18 protein-coding genes are annotated in these 18,506 nt (G+C 62.9%); 10 read left to right on the plus strand and 8 right to left on the minus strand.

From position 1 onward, the window contains the following. Positions 1-32: 32 nt before the first annotated feature. Both QCE73_RS07045 and QCE73_RS07050 read left to right on the plus strand, forming a co-directional pair. Positions 33-1,298, plus strand: a complete 1,266-nt coding sequence (locus tag QCE73_RS07045; protein ID WP_035498634.1) for a YeaH/YhbH family protein — start codon at positions 33-35, stop codon at positions 1,296-1,298. Then, positions 1,295-2,959 (plus strand): SpoVR family protein, encoded by a 1,665-nt coding sequence (locus QCE73_RS07050; RefSeq protein WP_035498631.1) that lies wholly within the window; start codon positions 1,295-1,297, stop codon positions 2,957-2,959. Before QCE73_RS07045 ends, QCE73_RS07050 begins: the two co-directional genes overlap by 4 nt. Before the next feature lie 47 nt (positions 2,960-3,006). On the opposite strand, the gene QCE73_RS07055 is transcribed toward QCE73_RS07050, so the two are convergent. Further along, on the minus strand, positions 3,007-4,062 hold the full coding sequence (locus QCE73_RS07055) for an AI-2E family transporter (protein WP_035498629.1): 1,056 nt from the start codon (positions 4,060-4,062) through the stop codon (positions 3,007-3,009). Between the two features lie 281 nt (positions 4,063-4,343). Here QCE73_RS07055 and rarD point away from each other — a divergent pair, with 281 nt between their 5' ends. Then, the gene (rarD, locus tag QCE73_RS07060; protein WP_309880390.1) at positions 4,344-5,219 is read left to right on the plus strand and encodes an EamA family transporter RarD; all 876 of its coding nucleotides are present in this window, start codon (positions 4,344-4,346) and stop codon (positions 5,217-5,219) included. A gap of 5 nt (positions 5,220-5,224) precedes the next feature. Here rarD and QCE73_RS07065 read toward each other — a convergent pair whose 3' ends face one another. Both QCE73_RS07065 and QCE73_RS07070 read right to left on the minus strand, forming a co-directional pair. After that, a complete protein-coding gene (locus QCE73_RS07065) occupies positions 5,225-6,220 on the minus strand; it encodes an aldo/keto reductase (protein WP_309880392.1) in 996 nt (331 codons plus the stop codon). A 54-nt stretch (positions 6,221-6,274) separates the two neighbouring features. Continuing rightward, positions 6,275-7,660 carry a DHA2 family efflux MFS transporter permease subunit gene (locus QCE73_RS07070; RefSeq protein WP_309880394.1) on the minus strand — a complete coding sequence of 462 codons (1,386 nt, stop codon included), beginning with the start codon at positions 7,658-7,660 and terminating at the stop codon, positions 6,275-6,277. 152 nt (positions 7,661-7,812) lie between these two features. Between QCE73_RS07070 and QCE73_RS07075 the strand changes: the two genes are divergently transcribed. Next, positions 7,813-8,673, plus strand: coding sequence for a LysR family transcriptional regulator (locus tag QCE73_RS07075; protein ID WP_035498626.1), 861 nt, complete (start codon positions 7,813-7,815; stop codon positions 8,671-8,673). Between the two features lie 128 nt (positions 8,674-8,801). Then, entirely contained in the window at positions 8,802-10,577 is a 1,776-nt protein-coding gene (locus QCE73_RS07080; protein WP_309880397.1) for a tannase/feruloyl esterase family alpha/beta hydrolase, read from the plus strand. Positions 10,578-10,589: 12 nt separating this feature from the next. On the opposite strand, the gene QCE73_RS07085 is transcribed toward QCE73_RS07080, so the two are convergent. Beyond that, the gene (locus QCE73_RS07085; RefSeq protein WP_035498623.1) at positions 10,590-10,988 is read right to left on the minus strand and encodes a DUF2917 domain-containing protein; all 399 of its coding nucleotides are present in this window, start codon (positions 10,986-10,988) and stop codon (positions 10,590-10,592) included. A gap of 335 nt (positions 10,989-11,323) precedes the next feature. Between QCE73_RS07085 and QCE73_RS07090 the strand changes: the two genes are divergently transcribed. From QCE73_RS07090 to QCE73_RS07100, 3 genes are all read left to right on the plus strand, one after another. Next, positions 11,324-11,677, plus strand: a complete 354-nt coding sequence (locus QCE73_RS07090) for a YciI family protein (protein ID WP_035498620.1) — start codon at positions 11,324-11,326, stop codon at positions 11,675-11,677. Positions 11,678-11,755: 78 nt separating this feature from the next. Continuing rightward, positions 11,756-12,154 carry a VOC family protein gene (locus QCE73_RS07095; protein WP_035498619.1) on the plus strand — a complete coding sequence of 133 codons (399 nt, stop codon included), beginning with the start codon at positions 11,756-11,758 and terminating at the stop codon, positions 12,152-12,154. Next, positions 12,151-13,455, plus strand: a complete 1,305-nt coding sequence (locus tag QCE73_RS07100; protein ID WP_309880400.1) for an RNA polymerase sigma factor — start codon at positions 12,151-12,153, stop codon at positions 13,453-13,455. The genes QCE73_RS07095 and QCE73_RS07100 overlap by 4 nt, the downstream gene beginning before the upstream one ends. Positions 13,456-13,711: 256 nt before the next feature. On the opposite strand, the gene QCE73_RS07105 is transcribed toward QCE73_RS07100, so the two are convergent. Beyond that, the gene (locus tag QCE73_RS07105; protein WP_309880402.1) at positions 13,712-14,104 is read right to left on the minus strand and encodes a hypothetical protein; all 393 of its coding nucleotides are present in this window, start codon (positions 14,102-14,104) and stop codon (positions 13,712-13,714) included. 533 nt (positions 14,105-14,637) lie between these two features. Here QCE73_RS07105 and QCE73_RS07110 point away from each other — a divergent pair. After that, a complete protein-coding gene (locus QCE73_RS07110; protein WP_309880403.1) occupies positions 14,638-16,023 on the plus strand; it encodes a glycosyltransferase family 9 protein in 1,386 nt (461 codons plus the stop codon). Between the two features lie 20 nt (positions 16,024-16,043). On the opposite strand, the gene QCE73_RS07115 is transcribed toward QCE73_RS07110, so the two are convergent. Both QCE73_RS07115 and QCE73_RS07120 read right to left on the minus strand, forming a co-directional pair. Then, positions 16,044-16,550 carry a CBS domain-containing protein gene (locus QCE73_RS07115; RefSeq protein ID WP_309880404.1) on the minus strand — a complete coding sequence of 169 codons (507 nt, stop codon included), beginning with the start codon at positions 16,548-16,550 and terminating at the stop codon, positions 16,044-16,046. Positions 16,551-16,618: 68 nt separating this feature from the next. Continuing rightward, positions 16,619-16,930, minus strand: coding sequence for a zf-TFIIB domain-containing protein (locus tag QCE73_RS07120; protein WP_309880405.1), 312 nt, complete (start codon positions 16,928-16,930; stop codon positions 16,619-16,621). Between the two features lie 287 nt (positions 16,931-17,217). On the opposite strand from QCE73_RS07120, the gene QCE73_RS07125 reads away from it, so the two are divergent. Beyond that, complete coding sequence (locus tag QCE73_RS07125; RefSeq protein ID WP_238217790.1) at positions 17,218-17,898, plus strand: carbonic anhydrase; 681 nt, start codon at positions 17,218-17,220, stop codon at positions 17,896-17,898. A 43-nt stretch (positions 17,899-17,941) separates the two neighbouring features. Here QCE73_RS07125 and QCE73_RS07130 read toward each other — a convergent pair whose 3' ends face one another. Then, positions 17,942-18,487 carry a DUF4142 domain-containing protein gene (locus QCE73_RS07130; protein ID WP_035498932.1) on the minus strand — a complete coding sequence of 182 codons (546 nt, stop codon included), beginning with the start codon at positions 18,485-18,487 and terminating at the stop codon, positions 17,942-17,944. Positions 18,488-18,506 lie beyond the last annotated feature (19 nt).

Raw genomic sequence — 18,506 nt, forward strand, 5'->3', positions numbered from 1 at the left:
CGAAAGCTCGCCAATAACGCGGGAGACTGGATGTGCTGCACCAAATCATCGACCGCAGGTTAGCCGGCAAGAACAAGAGCATCGCCAACCGCGAACGCTTCCTGCGACGCGTCAAGAGTTACATTCGCCGCGCGGTGTCCGACGCGGTGCGCGATCGCAGTATCAAAGACATTCAAAGCACCCAGAGCATCACCATTCCCAAGAAGGACATCTCCGAGCCCTCGTTCCGTCACGGACCGGGCGGCAAGCGCGAGTACGTCCATCCGGGCAACGCCGACTACATTCGCGGCGACAAGATTCCGCGTCCGCCGGGCGGCTCGGGCGGCGGCGGCAAGAGCGCCAGCAACGAGGGCGAAGGGCAGGACGATTTCGTCTTCGAACTGTCCCGCGAAGAATTCATGCAGTACTTCTTCGACGACCTCGAACTGCCGCGCCTCGTCAAGACTCAACTGCTCGCCGTGCCGACCTGGAAGAATGTGCGCGCGGGCTGGGCGGCGGAAGGCACCCCGAATAACATCGATGTGGTCAGGTCGCTGCGCAGCGCGCTCGGACGGCGTATCGCGCTCGGCTGGCCGCTCGCATCGCAACTACGCGAGATGGAGCGCCAGCTCGAACAGTTGAAGGAAGACAACGCGGACGAGGAAGAGATCGCGCGCCTCGAAGCGGATATCGTCGTCATGCAGGGCCGGATCACGCGCATTCCGTTTATCGATCCGTTCGATCTGCGCTATATCAATCGCGTGAAGCAGCCGACGCCATCGAGCAAGGCCGTGATGTTCTGCCTGATGGACGTCTCCGGCTCCATGGACGAACAGCGCAAGGATTTGTCCAAGCGCTTCTTCATCCTGCTGTATCTGTTTCTGCAAAGGAACTACGAGAAGATCGAAGTCGTGTTCATCCGGCACCATACGCGTGCCGAGGAAGTGGACGAAGACACGTTCTTCCATTCGACCGAAAGCGGCGGCACCGTCGTGTCGAGCGCGCTTGAACTCATGAAGAAGATCATGGACGAGCGTTATTCGCCGACTGAATGGAACATTTACGGCGCGCAGGCATCGGACGGCGACAACTGGACCGACGATTCCCCGAAGTGCCGCAGGCTGCTGGCGGAAGACATCCTGCCGAAGGTCCGGTATTTTGCCTATATTCAAGTTGCGCCGGAGGAGCAGAACCTCTGGTTGGAGTATGCTCAGCTTGCGATGGGCGCGCCCGAACTGGCCATGAAAAAAGTCGATTCGGCCGCGGACATCTATCCGGTGTTCCGCGAGCTGTTCGAAAAACAGCAGGCGGCCGCATGACGACGCGGCATTGGCATAACGAGACGCGCGGGTATCAACTGGACAGCACGGACGATCGTGCGGCTTCCAGGCTTGGACCCGAGGCAGAGCAACGCAAGGCGTCCGCAGAGACAGACGAGGCGCACGAGGAAGGCAGAATGAATGTATCGGAGAAGCGGCGACCGCTGCCGTGCCCGTCGGACTGGAGCGTCGAGCTGATTGAGGAGTACGACGCCGAGATTTCGCGCGTCGCGAACGGTTACGGTCTCGACACCTATCCCATTCAGCTCGAGATCATCAGCTCCGAGCAGATGATGGATGCGTATGCGTCCGTTGGCATGCCCGTGAACTATCGGCACTGGTCGTTCGGCAAGCACTTTCTCGCGACGGAGAAGGGCTATCGGCGCGGGCAAATGGGTCTCGCGTACGAAATCGTCATCAATTCGAATCCCTGCATCGCGTATCTCATGGAAGAAAACACCATGACGATGCAGGCGCTCGTGATCGCTCACGCGGCATACGGGCACAACTCGTTTTTCAAGGGCAACTATCTCTTCCGTCTCTGGACGGACGCGCACGCGATCATCGATTACCTCGTCTACGCGAAGAACTACATCGCCGAATGCGAGGAGCGGCATGGACTGGATCGCGTCGAGGAATTGCTCGATTCGTGCCACGCGCTGATGAACTACGGCGTCGATCGCTACAAGCGACCGCAGAAACTTTCGCTCGCGAAGGAAGCGGCGATGCGGCGCGAGCGTGAAGCGTATCTGCAATCGCAGGTCAACGAATTGTGGCGCACGCTGCCGAAGGGAAAGGACCCATCGCCGGAGGAAATCGAGAGCCGCTATCCGCCGGAGCCGCAGGAGAATCTGCTGTACTTCGCGGAGAAGAACGCACCGTTGCTGGAGCCGTGGGAGCGCGAAGTCATTCGCATCGTGCGCAAGATCGGCCAGTATTTTTATCCGCAGCGGCAGACGCAGGTCATGAACGAAGGCTGGGCGACCTTCTGGCACTACACGCTGCTGAACACGCTCTATAACGAAGGCCGTCTCGAAGACAGCTTCATGATGGAGTTTCTGCATTCGCATTCGAACGTCGTATATCAGCCGCCGGTGACGAAGCCGTATTACAGCGGCATCAATCCGTACGCGCTCGGCTTTTCGATGATGAGCGATATCCGCCGCATCTGCGAGAACCCGACGGACGAAGATCGCGAGTGGTTCCCCGAACTCGCGGGCAGCAACTGGCTGGACTCCTTGCATTACGCGATGCGCAATTTCAAGGACGAAAGCTTTATCGCGCAATATTTGTCGCCGCATCTGATTCGTGAGATGCGTCTGTTCTCGATTCTCGACGACGACATGCGCGATGCGCTCGAAGTGTCGGCGATCCATGACGACAGCGGGTATCGCTACGTGCGTCAGGCGTTGTCGCGGCAGTACGATATTCATCATCGCGAGCCGAACATTCAGGTGTATTCGGTGAATACGCGCGGCGATCGCAGTCTGACGCTGCGTCACTTCATGACCGACAACCGCCATCTCTCGAACGACAGCGACGAAGTGCTCAAGCACATGGCGCGCTTGTGGCAGTTCGATGTCTATCTGGAAAGCGTCGACGAGAACGGGACGGTGAGAAAGCGCTTCGACTGCCGGTACGTGCCGCCGAATACGCGTTGAACCCCGCAAAAAAACCGGCGCTCGATAGCGCCGGTTTTTCGTTGCGACTACTGCTTGCTCGCCTCGTCCTGCGAAAACAGATCCCAGCTCGCCATGAACAGCGCCGCCACCAGCGGCCCGATCACGAAGCCGTTGATGCCGAAGAGCGCCATCCCGCCGAGCGTCGAGATCAGCACGACCCAGTCGGGCATCTTCGTATCCTTGCCGACGAGAATCGGGCGCAGCACGTTATCCACGAGCCCGATCACCACGACGCAGAACACGACGAGAATCAGTCCCTTGATGATCTGCCCCGTCATGAAGAAGTAGAGCGCGGCGGGCACCCAGATGATCGCAGCGCCTACCGCGGGCAACAGTGAAAGGAACGCCATCAGCACGCCCCACAGCAGCGAGCCGCTGATGCCCAGGATCCAGAAGATCAGCCCGCCGAGCAAGCCTTGCACGGCCGCGACCGCGATATTGCCCTTGACCGTCGCGCGCACGACCGTCGTGAACTTCGCGATCAGATGCTGCTTGGGCTCCGGGTCCAGCGGAATCGCGCGCCGGATGCGACGGCCGATCTCGCCGCCGTCGCGCAGCAGAAAGAACACGAGATACAGCATCACGCCGAAGCTCACGACGAACTGGAACGTGTTCTGCCCGATCGAGAGCGCCTGCGCCGCGGCGAACTGACTGATCTGCGACGCGCCTTCCATCAGCTTATGCTGCACGCCGACGATGTCGTCGAGCCCGAAACGCCCGAGCAGTTGCTGCGCCGATACGGGCAATGCATGCAGCACATGCTGGAAATACAGTCCGAAGTTCAGGTCGCCGCTCTTGATCCGCGCATAGACGAGGCCGACTTCCTGAACGAGCGTCACCGCGACGACCGCCAGCGGAATGATGACGATGAGGATCGCGGCGGCCAGCGTCGTCAGCGCGGCGAGATTGCGGCGCTTGCCGAAGCGCGCGGCGAGATAGCGCTGCATCGGCTGGAACAGGATCGCGAGAATCGCACCCCAGAAGATCGCGCCGAAAAACGGCAGCAGCACCCACGCGAGCGCGAGCGTTACGGCGCACAGCAGGATATGGAAAAAATTTTGATGGACAGATTGGTTGTTCATTAGCGACCAGTAGTGCGGGCAGGAGGGCGAACGGCAATCGCGCGGGCGGCCATGCTAGCACGGCCCTTCGGACGGCTTTCGCGCTCAGGGTTCGAGCAGGAATTAGGCCAAGGGTTCGCCATGAATCTGTCATGTTCGGTTGTCGCTGGAGTCGAACCCCGTGCTTCGACTAAAATCCGGCTTCCAATCCTTGCGGATCGCTTTCCTGCCAAACAGCCAGGCGAACGCGGGCGAACGAGACGATCGTTCGTGCGCGGCCACTCCGCTCTACGCATCGAACAATGAATCCAGGCGTCATCTACGCATTCTCGGCCTTCGCCATCTGGGGCCTTTTCCCGATCTACTTCAAGGCCCTGCATTCGATCGGCGCGGTCGAGATGCTCGCGCACCGCATGGCGTGGTCGATGCTCTTCCTGTTGATCGTCATGACCGTGCGCCGCCAGTGGAAGTGGCTCGGCCTCGTTTTGAGCGACCGGCGCCTGCTTGCGCGCTTCGCCGCGAGCGCGGTGCTGCTGTCGGCGAACTGGGGCATCTATATCTGGGCGGTGAACGATGGCCGTATCGTCGAGGCGAGCCTCGGCTACTTCATCAATCCGCTCGTCAACGTGCTGTTCGGGATGGCGTTCCTGCACGAGCGGCTGCGGCCGGTGCAATGGATCGCGGTGACGATCGCCGCGCTCGGCGTGCTGTGGCTGACGTGGGTGAACGGCGCGCCGCCGTGGATCAGCTTAGCGCTCGCGCTGACGTTCGGCGGCTACGGGCTCCTGCGCAAGACCGCGTCGCTCGGCGCGCTCGAAGGGCTCACGCTCGAAACGATGCTGCTGTGTCCCGTCGCGCTGCTCTATCTCTTCTTCCTGAGCTCGCACGGCGGCAGCGGCTTCGCGCACGCGTCGCCCGGCGTGAAACTGCTGCTCGCGGCGGCCGGGCCGGTGACCGCGGTGCCGCTCTTGTTGTTCGCGGCGGGCGCGCGGCGCATTCCGCTATCGATGCTCGGGCTCATCCAGTACATCACGCCGACGCTGCAATTGCTGATCGGCGTCGTGATCTATCAGGAATTCTTCGGGCACGATCAGCTGCTCGGCTATGGCGCGATCTGGGCCGCGCTCGCGATTTACTCGCTCGAAGGCGTTTATCGCGCGCGCGCGGCCCGCGTCTGAAAAGATCAGCGCAACGCGTCGCCGAAACGATATTCGACCGTCGCTTCGTCGAGCTTCGCTTTGACTTCCGGATCGATGGGCTGATCGACAGCGGCGAGCGTCTCGTTCAGTTGATCGGGCCGGCTCGCGCCGATGATCGCCGAAGTCACCGCCGGATTCGCCAGCACCCACGCGAGCGCCGTACTCGCGAGCGAACGTCCCGTCGGCGCGACGATCTCGTTGATCCGCTCGATCGTATGAAACTCGCGCTCGTGCCAGTAACGCTCGGTGTACGTCGCGCCCGCCTTGCCGACCGCGCCGGTGAAACGGCCTTCGCTCGGGCCTGCACTGAAGCTGTGCTTGCCCGTCAGCAATCCGCCCGCGAGCGGGTTGTACGGAATCATGGCGAGATTCTCCTCGGTCGCGAGCGGCAGCAATTCGCGCTCGATCTGGCGGAACAGCAGGTTATAGCGCGGCTGCACGGAAACGAAGCGCGCCGCGCGCAACACGTCCGAGCGGCCGAGCGCGCGCGCGAGCCGGTACGCCAGAAAATTCGATACGCCGATATAGCGCGCCTTGCCTTGCCGCACGATGGTGTCGAGCGCTTCGAGCATCTCGTCGAGCGGCGTGTCGTGATCGTCGGTATGAAGCTGGTACAGGTCGACATAATCCGTGTCGAGCCGCTTGAGCGACGCGTCGATCGCATCGAGCAGATGCTTGCGCGAAAAACCCTTGTGCCACGCGAGCGGCCCCATTTCATGCGCGGCCTTGGTCGCGAGAATGAAGTTGTCGCGACGGCCCTTCAGCCAGCGGCCGACGATCTCCTCGGTGCGGCCCGCGAGATCGTGTCCGCTGCCGAGCGGATAGACGTTCGCCGTGTCGATGAAATTGACGCCCGCGTCCGCCGCGCGGTCCATGATGCTGCGCGACACGTCTTCCTCGGTCTGCAGGCCGAACGTCATCGTGCCGAGCGTGAGACGCGAAACGGTGAGACCGGTATTGCCGAATTTGCGGTATTGCACGGTTGCGCTCCATAAGAGAACGAGTCGATCGGACCGACAGAATAGCCGCAACGATCAGGACGTGCCGGCGCGGGCGGGTGCGGCGCCCTGCGGCGCGGAATCGAGATAGCGAAACACGACGCCCGACAGCAGCGTGACCACGCCCATGCACACGAAGCTCAGCTTGAAGCCGGCCGCGGTCGAGAACGGTCCCTGGAACAACTGCACGAGCGAGCCGCCGATCGACACGCCCAGGCCGATCGCGAGCATCTGCACCATCGAGAACAGGCTGTTGCCACTGCCCGCGTCCTTGCTCGACAAGCCTTTCAGCGTGACGCTGTTCATCGCGGCGAACTGCATCGAGTTGCACGCGCCGAACACGACGAGAATCGCGATTTCGACGGCGAGCGGCAAGGTCGGCGAAAACAGCGCGAACGCGACGATCGACGCGCCCACGAGCGCCGTGTTCACGAGCAGGAACATGTCGTAGCCGTAATGCTTCACGAGCTGCGCGATCCAGCGCTTGCTGACCGTTCCGGCGATGGCGATCGGCAGCATCATCAGGCCCGAATGCAGCGGGCTGTAGCCGAGTTCGAGCTGCATCAGAAGCGGCAGCAGGAAGGGCACCGCGCTCGACCCGATGCGGCACAGAAGATTGCCGATCAGCCCGACGCTGAAGTTCGGCTCGTGAAAAAGCGCGAGATGAAAGATCGGATTGCGCTTGTGCCGCGCGTAAGGCACATACGCGAAGGCCGACACCGCCGCGAGCGCGAAGAGCGCCGCCGAGACCGCGCCGCGATGTGTCTCCACGGGACTATCCAGCGCGAGCGAAAACGACACCATGCACATCGACAGCAGTCCGCAGCCTATGAAGTCGAAGGGCGGCGCATCATGCAGCGTGTCGTTCGGCAGGAAGCGCTGCACCGCGTAGAGCCCGACCGCGCCGATCGGCACGTTGATGAGAAAGATCCAGTGCCACGTAAACGACTCGACGAACCAGCCGCCGAGCGTCGGGCCGAGAATCGGGCCGACCTGGCCGGCGACAGAAATCATCGCGAGCGCGGACACGTAGGCTTCGCCCGAGACGGCGCGCAGCACGGCGAGACGTCCGATCGGCAGCAGCATCGAACCGCCGACGCCTTGCAGCACGCGCGCGAGCACGAGCTGATTCAACGAATGCGCGCCCGCGCAGGCAAGCGAGCCGATGACGAAAAGCGAGATCGCGACGAGATAGACGCGGCGCGTGCCGAAGCGGTCGGCGAGCCAGCCGGAGGCGGGCGTGAGGAGCGCCATCGTGAGCGTGTAGGCGACGACGATCGACTGCATCGCGAGCGGCGCCGCGCCGAGGCTGCGCGCGATGGAAGGCAGCGCCGTGTTCACGATGGTCGTGTCGAGCGCCTGCATGAAAAAGCCCACGGCGACGATCGAGAGCAGTGCCGTGTGCGAAGAACTTTTGGTCATGTGGGAAGCGGGGTTGCGGTCGCCGCGCGACGAAGAAAGCCTTTTGAAAACAAGCCCATCGCGCGATATGTGAAATGTTAATGACTTGCGGCGTCATCGGGAAGACCGCTAACCGCATTGACTGTCATCGCGTTATCCGATCACAATGACGCATGCTCAATCCAGTGTGGCTAAACACGTTCGCGACCGTGGCCGCGTCGCACAGTTTCACCGATGCCGGGCGGCAACTGGGCCTGCGGCAATCCAGCGTCTCCGAGCATATCCGGCGTCTGGAGGAGAGCGTCGGCCGGCGCCTGTTCGTGCGCGACACGCATTCGCTCGCGCTCACCGCCGACGGCGAAGCGATGCTCGTCCACGCCCGCGTGATCCTCGAAGCGATGGCGCACGCGCAATCGCAATTCAGCTCGCCTCGGTTGCGCGGACGCGTGCGGCTCGGCTCATCGGACGATATCGCGCTCGGGCCGCTGCCGAGCGTGCTGGCGGCGTTTCGCGATACGCATCCGGACGTCGAACTGGAAATCACGATCGGCATGACGGGGCGGCTTTATCAGATGGTCGATGCGGGCGAGATCGATCTCGCGGTCGGCAAGCGGCGTTTCGGCGATGCGCGCGGCATGCGGCTTTTCTCCGGACGGCTCGAATGGCTGGCGAAGCCGGGCACCATCGTCGATACGAGCGAGCCGCTGCCGCTCATCCTCGTTTCCGAACCGAGCGTCACGCGCGGCGTCGTGCTGGATTCGCTCGCGCAGACCGGTGCAAGCTGGCAGATGGTCTGCACGAGCAGTAGTCACGCGGGCTGCATCGCCGCGGCGCGTGGCGGACTCGGCCTGACCGTGCGCTCGCATTTTCTCGCGGCACGCGGACTGGCTCCGCCTGTGAATCGCGCGGAGTTGCCGGAATTACCCGAAGTGGAGTTCATCGCGTTCGGCGCGAAACATCTGAGCCGTCCGGCCGAAACCTTGCTACAGCTTCTCGAAAACAGCGACCTGCGCGGCGAATGGGACGGCGAATGAAACCGAAAGCGAGCGCGGGCGAGGGCAGGGACGCCGGTTGTACCGCTGCAACGACCGGCAGACCCGAATGGCTATCGTAAATCGGTTCTTATATATTGTGCGGCGATTGAAGTAGCCACTTCCAAGACGTGTTTCGCCTCTTCCTCTCACTTTTCTCCGATGTATTCCGATTCCGTGCGTTCGTCGCGGTGATCGCGCTCGCGGCTTTTTCGGACGCCCACGCGGCCTCGTACGTGGCGAAGCACTGCGACGACCTCGAAGGCAAGAACGTGCCTGCATCGATCATCGGCCTGCCGACGCGCGGCGCGACGATCGTCTCCGCGTGGGTCGTCAAGGCTGCCGCGCCCGGCAACCGCAACGGCGAGTACTGCCGCATCACCGGCTTCATCAAGGCGCTGCAGGACTCGACGCCCGACATCCGCTTCGAAGTGAATCTGCCGAGCCGCTGGAACGGCCGCGCGTTGCAGATGGGCGGCGGCGGCTACAACGGCACGATCGTCTCCGGCACCGAACCGATGCCTTTCGCGCCCGACTCGACGCCGCTCGCACGCGGTTACGCGACCTTCGGCTCGGATTCGGGCCATGTCGGCAATGCGGGCCGCGCCGACTTCGCGGGGAACGACGAAGCCATCGTCAATTTCGGCTTCGGGCATCTCAAGAAAACCCGCGACGTCGCGCTCGCGCTGATTCAGATGGGCTACGGGCGCACGCCCGAGAAAACCTACTTCGCGGGCGGCTCGACGGGCGGGCGCGAAGGTTTCACCGTGATCGAGCGCTTTCCGAACGACTACGACGGCGTGATCGCCAACGCGCCCGCGATCAACTTCTCGGGCGTGCGTCTGATGGGCGTGAAAGTCGGGCAGGCGTCGTATGCGAAGCCTGGCGGTTTCGTCGGCGTCGCGCAGCAGCGGCGCGTGTTCGAGACCGTCGTGCACGAATGCGACCGGCTCGACGGCGCGGCGGACGGCATCGTCGGCAACGTGGAGGCGTGCAGGAAGCTGGAGCCGCAGATCATCGCGTCGCTGCGCTGCGCGAACGGGCAACGTCCTTCCTTGCGCGACAGTTGTCTCTCCGATGCGCAGATCGATACGCTCGAGACGCTGCGCGACGGCGTCACGCTGCCGTATCCGCTCGCGTACGGCGTCGATACCTATCCGGGCTACAACGTGTTTCAGGGCGTCGATTTCTCCGGAACGCTCGGGCTCGGCGACTCGCCGACGCTACTGACTCCGCCGACGTTCGCCGCGAACGGCTATCTCTTCGCGCAAGGCGACGCATATGTTCGTCACTTCGTCACGCGCGATCTCGGCTTCAGCGGGCTCACCTTCGATCTCGACAATCCCGGCCGCTTCAGGCAGCGCCTCGTGACGCTCGCGTACACCGTCGGGGGGGGGGGGCCGCGCGGGGCCCCCGGGCTCGCGCCCGGCCGCCCGCGCCGGCCGGGGGACCGCCCCCGCCGGGGCGGGTGCGGGCGGGCCGGCGGGCCGGCGGCGCCCCCGGGGGGCGCTTCCCCCCGGGAGGCCGCCGGGTCCCCCCCCCACGGCGGCAAGCTCATCGCGATGCACGGCCTCGCCGACGAAGTCATCAGCCCGAACCAGACGATCGCGTTCTATCGCGGGCTCATCGATCGCTACGGACAGGACACCGTCGAATCGTTCATGCGGCTCTACATGGTGCCGGGGTTTCAGCACGGCAACGGCGTGTTCATTCCCGCGTGGGACGAACTCGGCGCGCTCGACGAATGGGTAAGCCGCGGCGTCGCGCCGGACACGCTCGTCGGCAGCGATATCGCACCCGCCACCAACGGACGCACGCGACCGATCTGCCGTTATCCGGACTATCCGCGTTATCTCGGCAAGGGCAGCATCAACGTCGCCGCGAACTTTCGCTGCGTGGAGCCTTGAGCGCTTGCGTCGTCAAAGCGCGTTCATGTGCCGATCCGCGATGCGCGGCCAGCACTTCGCGAGCCAGCGCGATACGAACCCGCGCGCAGCCACGCGATACGACGTGAGCGATACTTCGATCGCCTGATCGCTCTCCGACGTGAGCCATACGCGCTCGCCGCGCGACAGGCGCACGACATCGCCGGGCTTCATCCAGTAGTCGTACGGATCGCGATGACGCGTGAGCCAGAGCGAACACGCGGATGCGCCGGCGATGCGCAGCTCGGCATCGCGCGTGAGGCGCCACGACACCATCTGATGCGGATGCACTTCGATATGGACCACGACGCGCGCGCCCGATGCAGCGAGGCGCCCCGATGCCGCGCCGTGGCCGACGCCATGACCCGCGAAAACCTGCGATACCTCTTCCATCTCTGCTCTCCATGATGTGAGCCGAAGACGGAACCTTGCACGCAAAAACAAGAAGGCCCCGTCTTGCGGCGGGGCCTTCGGAATCTGTTTGCTTGCTGTCTCGCTAGCGCACACGCTGTCCCGATGACCCGCCACGGATGGCGTTCACTCGGTTTTTAATCGCGGCGATGGAGACAATGAGAGATGCGTGCATGTGTCGCAGTATCGTGTGGCGCAATGGGGCTTGTCAATATCGAGATAAGCGCTCGATGCAAGGACGCTGTCCGACAGACCCTTGCCGACGCGCCCGCGACGGTTTAACTTGAACGCCATCAAAAACCTTTCGGAGGCTCGTCGTGGCTTATCTGCTACTCGTGATGGAACCGGTCGAACAGCGCGGCCAGCGCACGGAGGAAGAGGGGCGTGAGGCGTACCGGCAGATGGCGGAATTCGCCGATACGCTGAAGACGCGCGGGGTGCTGCGCGCGGTGGAATCGCTGACGTCGATGAAGGATGCGGCGCGCGTGACGAGCGCCCAGGGCGATACGCGTGTTATCGACGGACCGTTCGCCGAAGCCAAGGAAATGATCGGCGGCTTTTTCCTGATCGATTGCGAAACACACGCGCAAGCCGTGGCGATCGCTGCCGAATGCCCCGCGGCGAAGTGGTGCACCATCGAAGTCCGCAAGGTCGGACCTTGCTATGCGTGAGGTTCGTGTCGATTTTCATGCGCGCCGATCGTCGTGCATATATCTCGCGTAACGATTCGAACCCTGGAGACCTCCGCCATGCACAAGCAGATCTTCGTGAACCTTCCGGTTCGCGATCTCAAGCGCTCGATGACCTTCTTCAAGGAACTGGGCCTGAATTTCGACCCGGCATTCACGAACGACGACGCCGCGTGCCTCGTCATCGGCGAAAACATCTACGCGATGCTGCTCGTCGAAAGATTCTTCCAGACCTTCACGGAGAAGCCGATCGCCGACGCCCACGCGAGCACCGAGGCGCTCGTGTGCCTGTCGTGCGAGAGCAGGGCGGAAGTCGATGAACTGGTCGCGAAGGCGGTCGCGGCGGGCGGACGCGCGCCGCGCGAGCCGCAGGATCACGGCTTCATGTACGGCCACGGCTTCGAGGATCTCGACGGCCATATCTGGGAACTCGTGCACATGAATCCGGAAGCGGCGTGAGCGGGCGCGGGAACGAGCAAGGCGCGGCGGACGATGCGGCCCGGCGCGCGATCGACGCGGTGTGGCGCATCGAGTCCGCGAAGGTGATTGCGAGCGTGGCGCGCGTGGTGCGCGATGTCGCGCTCGCCGAGGAACTGGCGCAGGACGCGTTCGTCGCCGCGCTGGAGCACTGGAGCCAACCGGGCGTGGGCGTGCCCGAAAAGCCGGGAGCGTGGCTCATGACGACAGCGAAGAACAAGGCGCTCGACCGTCTGCGGCAGCATGCGCTGCACGCGCGCAAGCACGAGGAGTACGGACGCGATCTCGATGCGCAGGAAGCGCACATCACCCCCGATTTCGTCGATGCGCTCGACGCCGCGCGCGAAAACGACATCGGCGACGATCTGCTGCGGCTCATTTTCACGGCGTGTCATCCGGTATTGTCCGTCGATGCGCGCGCCGCGCTGACGCTGCGCCTGATCGGCGGACTCACGACCGACGAGATCGCGCGCGCGTTTCTCTTGCCGGAGCCGACGATCGCGCAGCGCATCGTGCGGGCGAAGCGCACGTTATCGGCGGCCCGCGTGCCGTTCGAGGTGCCCAAGGCCGACGCGCGCGTCGCGCGGCTCGGCTCGGTGCTCCAGGTCATCTATCTGATTTTCAACGAAGGCTATTCGGCGACCGCCGGCGACGACTGGATGCGTCCGGGACTGTGCGAAGACGCGCTGAGGCTCGGGCGCATCCTCGCCGAACTGACACCGGATGAGAGCGAGGTCCACGGGCTCGTCGCGCTGATGGAGATTCAGGCGTCGCGAACGAAGGCGCGTGTCGATCGCGAAGGTCGGCCGGTGCTCTTGCCGGATCAGGATCGCAGCCGCTGGGATCCGCTTCTGATCCGGCGCGGGCTCGCGGCGCTGAAACGCTCGGAAGCGCTGGGCGGTGCGCGCGGCGTCTATGCGCTGCAGGCGGCGCTGGCTGCGTGCCACGCGCGCGCGCCGACCGCCGCGGACACCGACTGGCCGATGATCGTCGCGCTCTACGATGCGCTGATGCAGACAGCGCCGACGCCGGTGGTCGAACTGAATCGCGCGGTCGCGGTGAGCATGGCGTATGGGCCGGATGCGGCGCTGCCGATCGTCGATGCGCTTTCCGGGACGGCTGCTTTGAAGAACTATCACTGGCTGCCGAGTGTGCGCGCGGATTTGCTGGCGAAGCTTGGGCGTATGGATGAGGCGCGCGTGGAGTTCGAGCGCGCGGCGGCGCTGACGAAGAATGCGCGGGAGCGGGAGTTTTTGTTGGAGCGGGCTGGTGAGATGGGGTAATGGGTGGGTGGTTGGAGGATTGGTTCGCTCGCGTTGCTGATTTAACATAAGATAAATTATCAATTTTCCTGCTTGTAGCGGCCGTATCCTAATGTCGTGTTCTGGCTATTTACAGATGTCGGGTTTTAACCGGTGGCAAGCTGACCGCTGCGAGTTTCCACGGCGGCGAGGTTTCGCGGCAAGCACGGGACTGATCGGCGCGCCATCGCCAAACGGTGTGGAGCGTCACAAAACCTCCCGCAACTAAAAGACAAAATCATTCTCGCGATAGCACGCGGTCGGGTTCGACAGTGAGCGTGTCGAATTCCACTGCGATCGCGAAACCAGCAGTCGGATACAGGATGACTGCATTGTCGGCAACCCGTGCGCCCTTCAGCGAGTTTTTGAACATTTTCGCGGCCAGCCGTTCTGTCTCGGTATCAGGTTTCACAGGTTCAAGCGACAGCACGATGTTGACGGTGCCACCGCCATCGATACCCAAACGCGTCATGCCGTGGAACGTGACGATCACGCGACGATTGACGAGCCGCAGCTTCAGAATAAGCGTGTCAGGACAGTCCGCATCTTCGTCGCTGTGCAGCGCGATGGCGTCTACGTGCCAATCGTGAAAGAAATCGAACGATTCAAGCGTTTTGCGAATGTTGGTCAAGTGAAGCCTCAACGGGGAAAGATGGATACCGGCCAGCCTTGGTCCCGCCTGAAAAGGTCATTCGATGAAGCATTTTCGATCGCGCGACGCCCTTCGATGTCGCTGACAGTCCGAGCCGCGTTGCGGGAATACAAGGTGCACTCAGTGAACCCGATCGATATTCGACATTCCAAGATTTGTCCCGCCCGCTCTCAATATATTTAGGATACGAGAATATCTGACGTCACTGCTTTTCGGAACGAATGCGCGTCTTTCTTCGCTTCTTCTTGACGATAGTCTGAGATGTCGATAAACGCCAAAGCCACGATCGTCCGCCGCGGCACATCGCCGTGAGCGCGACCGATTCATTGCGAGCCAAACGCCCTTTCCCGACGCCTATAATCGAATCAATCTCGCCGCGATAATTTCGAAAATTGTCGATTTATTAAAACATTGATCGATATTATGAAATTTTTGCGAGAACAGCACGGTCTCGACGCGTCCTCACATTCGAGCGCGCAATAATCCGGCATCCGTGAATCGACACCTCTCTCATGCTCGACCAATACGACGCGCAGCTTTCCGCCAAACTCTACGCCGGCGAGATCGACGAATGCTTCCGTTTTCTCGACGAACGCGCCGCGGAGGATCAGCACATCTCCGAATACTGGCATTGGCGAGCGGTCACGCATGCGCGCGGCGGACAATTCAAAGAGGCGCTGGAAATCTGCTGCTGGCTCACACGCGAAGCGGACCTGTTCGGATATCAGATCCATTGTCTGAGCGATGTATGCGCCCACCTCGGCCTGAAGGAAGTCGCGCTCGGCATGATCGAGTACTTCGCGCGCAAGGCTTCCACACCGCCGATCGGCGCCTTCTTGTGGCGCGTCTACGGCTGGCACTATCTCGGCGAAGACGAGCGCGTCCTCCAGTTGGACGCGGAAGGCATCGACGAACATTCGGCATACGTGCTCGGCCATCATCAGGGGCGCAGCGCGATGCGCCTGAACGGCATCGCCGGCGGCGTGGAACTGATGCACCGCTACTGGTCGTCGCGGGAGGCGCGGCGCGTGCAGTTTCCGGATGTCGACATCGAGCACTATTGGTGCGGAGGACGCGTGTTTCCCGCGCATATGACGCTGACATCGATCGCATCGGGCCACGGAGATCAGGTCAACTGGGTGCGCTACGCCGGGGCGCTTCAGGCGCTGGGCGTGCAGATCGCGTACGCCGACGGCTCCGATCGCGTCTATCGCTTCGCGATGCCCGCAGCCGAACGGCAAAGAGACGCCGATGCCATGCGCGCCGCGGGCTTCATCGTCGCCCCCGACGGCATGCAGTGGACCGATCCTTTCGCCCTCTTCACCGCGCTCTTTCCGGTACTCGGCTACGCGTCCTCGACGCGCTACATCGAGTCTCTCGATGACGATATCGCCGATACCTTCGTCGATGACATTCGCCGGCGCGCGGGCGGACGACGCTGCGTCGGCATCTTCTGGTCCTCGTGCGAATCGGCGAACAATTTCGCCAACCGCAGCCTCGCCCTGCCCGACCTCGCGCCACTCTTCGACGGCACGAACGACATCCACTGGGTCATCATGCAGCGCGGCTTCGAGCGCAAGCGCTGGCTGAACGATCCTCGCGCGAACGATTCCGCACGCTTCACGACGCTGCCCGACATGAACCTCGCGCAGAGCGTCGCCATCATCGACAGGCTCGACGCGTTCATCGGCAACGACGGCGGCTTGTCGCACATCGCGGGTGCGCTCGGCAAGCGCTGCTATCTGTTCCTCAATCGGGTGGCCGAATGGCGCTACGAGCGCGATCCGCATCGCACGCCGTGGTACCCGACGATGCAGCTCGTACGCGCCCGCCGACTCGGCGATTGGGGCGATGTCGTGCGCAAGCTGCAACAGCATCTCGCCTCGGACATGCCCTGAAGATCAGACACTCAGAGGCTCTACGCAAAGCGCGCCGCGAGCGTCTGCGGAATCGCGCTGCGCCGCGTGAGCGCGCAAGTCGGCATGTCGTGGCCCGGGCCGCGCACGTAACTTTCCAGTTGATCGATGGCGAACTGCTGTTCTTCGATCAGATGCCGCACCATATCGCCGATCGAAATCATGCCGACGAGCCTTCCGCCCTCGATCACCGGCAGATGACGGATGCGCTGCTGCGTCATCAGGGTCATGCATTCGTCGGCGCTCGTTCTGAGGCTCACGGCCAGCACGGGCGCGGTCATGATTTCGCATACCGTGGTCATGCGTGAGACCTTGTCCTGCAGGATCACCTTGCGCGCATAGTCGCGCTCGGTGACGATGCCGCATACCGCGTCTCCCACCACGACGACGAGCGCGCCCACTTCCGCCCTCGACATCAGCGCGACCGCTTCGTACACGCTCGCTTCCGCGTCGATGGTGTGAATCGTCGCGTCGCTTTTCGCCTTCAGCACTTGCTTGACCGTTGCCATTTGCCGTTCTCCGTTGCTGTTGTCCGTCGCGTTTGAAAAGCTTGCCAATGCGCCCGCCCGTTTCACCTTCAATCGAAATCGAAGAGATCGCCGAGAAACGATTTCTTGCGACGCGCGTGTTCGCGCTTGCCGCGCTGATCGCCGTAGTGGTAGCCGTCGTGGCGATGCGTGCGGTGCTCGCGATCGTGGCCGCGCTCGTGCCACTCGTCGCGCCCGCCCGCCTGCGCTTCGGCAAGCGACACCTGCGACGCGCGCCGGATGATCTGATCGAGCTCGCCGCGATCGAGCCACACGCCGCGGCATCGCGGGCAATAGTCGATCTCGATGCCCTCGCGCACGGTCATCAGCAGTTCTGTGTCGGGACACACGGGGCATTTCATGTCGATTCCTTTCTGATTGCTTTCAATGAGAGACAATCTAACGGAAGGATGTCGATCGAAAAATGCGAGATTTTGAGCGCTTCGGTTCGGAAAAACCGAAGTAAGCGGCGGCATATGTGCGTAAAAACGAACGAGCGTTTGCGCGGCAGCGAGGCGAACGCTCAGGCGGGATGCGGCGACACACACTTGCGATCCATCTCAAAACCCCGCAAGCTCACGGTTTGAGGCGGCGCACGCGGCGTGCGCCGCAACCGCACACCAAAGGCCACACGATGCCCGATAAATCGATGAGCGAAGAACGCGGCGGCGCCGAAACGCCCGATCTCCTGTACCTGCTTCAAGGCGCCGACGATTTCAACCGTCACGTATTTCCCGACAGCGAAGCGCTCTTCAAGAGCCTCGCGCGCCAGCAGGCGCCGCACACACTATTCATCACCTGCGCCGATTCCCGCGTTTCGCCGGAAATGATCACGCAGACGCGCCCCGGCGAACTTTTCGTGTGCCGCAACATCGGCAATATCGTGCCGGCTTACGGCGAGATGCTCGGCGGTGTTTCAGCGGTCGTCGAATATGCGGTGCTCGCGCTCAACGTGCGGCAGATCGTGATTTGCGGGCACTCGGACTGTGGCGCGATGAAGGGTCTCGCGTCGGGTGCGACCATCGCCGATGAAATGCCTACCGTGCATGCGTGGCTGCGCAATGCCGAAGCCGCGCGCAGCGTCGTGATGGCGCGAAAGCTGGAAGAAGAGCGCATCGTCCAGGCGATGGTCGAGGAAAACATCCGCCTGCAACTGACGCATCTGCGCACGCATCCGGCGGTCGCGGGCAGGCTCGCGCTCAACAAGCTGCAGGTTCAGGGCTGGGTGTACGACATCGGACGCGGCAAGGTGTCGATCTACGACGAAGCCGACAGCAAGTTCGAATCGCTGGAAGAAGCGCGCCTGCGCATGCTGCGCAAGGCGCGCTGATTTCGCGATGCCGCGCGCATGACACGCGCGGCGCGTCGACGCCTTACTGCACGCCCTTCTTCGCGGCGAGTTCCTGCGCCATCTTCAGGTGCTGCTGAATCGTCGGCAGCGCCTTTTGCGCGGCCTGCTTGAGCTTGGCGTTCTGGCCTTCCGTCGCTTCCTTCTGGAATACCTGCACCGCTTCTTCATGCCCCTGCACGCCGAGCTTCTGGATGTACGCGGTATCGAAGTCCTTGCCGTGCAGCGCCTTGAGCGAATCGAGCGCCGACGTGTCCGAGTTGCTCATCGGCACCGTGACGCCGTGCGGCGCGGCCATCTTCAGTTGCATCGCGAGTTTGGTGTGATCGACCATCATGTGATGCGCGAAGCTTTTCACGTCCTTGTCCTGCGATTGCTTCGTGGCGAGCTTGGCGGCGTCGATTTCCGTCGATCCCGCCGACGATGCCGCCTGCACGAAAGCCTTGTCGACGGGCGGCAGATCGTTGGCCATGGTCGAACTGGCCGCTTCGGTCTGTGCGAGCGCGCCGAGCGGCAGCGTCGCGATGAGCGCCGCGGCGAGCGCCGTGCGCAGCTTTGCATTGCGATTCATGAGAATGACCTCCTGAGCG

The organism is Caballeronia sp. LZ029, assembly GCF_031451275.1.
GTDB lineage: Bacteria > Pseudomonadota > Gammaproteobacteria > Burkholderiales > Burkholderiaceae > Caballeronia > Caballeronia jiangsuensis.

Bases quoted from the DNA above. Each gene is read 5' to 3' on its own strand.
- QCE73_RS07085 (WP_035498623.1), bottom strand. From the start codon at position 10,988: ATGGAAGAGGTATCGCAGGTTTTCGCGGGTCATGGCGTCGGCCACGGC.
- QCE73_RS07075 (WP_035498626.1), top strand. From the start codon at position 7,813: ATGCTCAATCCAGTGTGGCTAAACACGTTCGCGACCGTGGCCGCGTCG.
- QCE73_RS07055 (WP_035498629.1), bottom strand. From the start codon at position 4,062: ATGAACAACCAATCTGTCCATCAAAATTTTTTCCATATCCTGCTGTGC.
- QCE73_RS07070 (WP_309880394.1), bottom strand. From the start codon at position 7,660: ATGACCAAAAGTTCTTCGCACACGGCACTGCTCTCGATCGTCGCCGTG.
- QCE73_RS07130 (WP_035498932.1), bottom strand. From the start codon at position 18,487: ATGAATCGCAATGCAAAGCTGCGCACGGCGCTCGCCGCGGCGCTCATC.
- QCE73_RS07095 (WP_035498619.1), top strand. From the start codon at position 11,756: ATGCACAAGCAGATCTTCGTGAACCTTCCGGTTCGCGATCTCAAGCGC.
- QCE73_RS07110 (WP_309880403.1), top strand. From the start codon at position 14,638: ATGCTCGACCAATACGACGCGCAGCTTTCCGCCAAACTCTACGCCGGC.
- rarD (WP_309880390.1), top strand. From the start codon at position 4,344: ATGAATCCAGGCGTCATCTACGCATTCTCGGCCTTCGCCATCTGGGGC.
- QCE73_RS07125 (WP_238217790.1), top strand. From the start codon at position 17,218: ATGAGCGAAGAACGCGGCGGCGCCGAAACGCCCGATCTCCTGTACCTG.
- QCE73_RS07115 (WP_309880404.1), bottom strand. From the start codon at position 16,550: ATGGCAACGGTCAAGCAAGTGCTGAAGGCGAAAAGCGACGCGACGATT.
- QCE73_RS07120 (WP_309880405.1), bottom strand. From the start codon at position 16,930: ATGAAATGCCCCGTGTGTCCCGACACAGAACTGCTGATGACCGTGCGC.
- QCE73_RS07050 (WP_035498631.1), top strand. From the start codon at position 1,295: ATGACGACGCGGCATTGGCATAACGAGACGCGCGGGTATCAACTGGAC.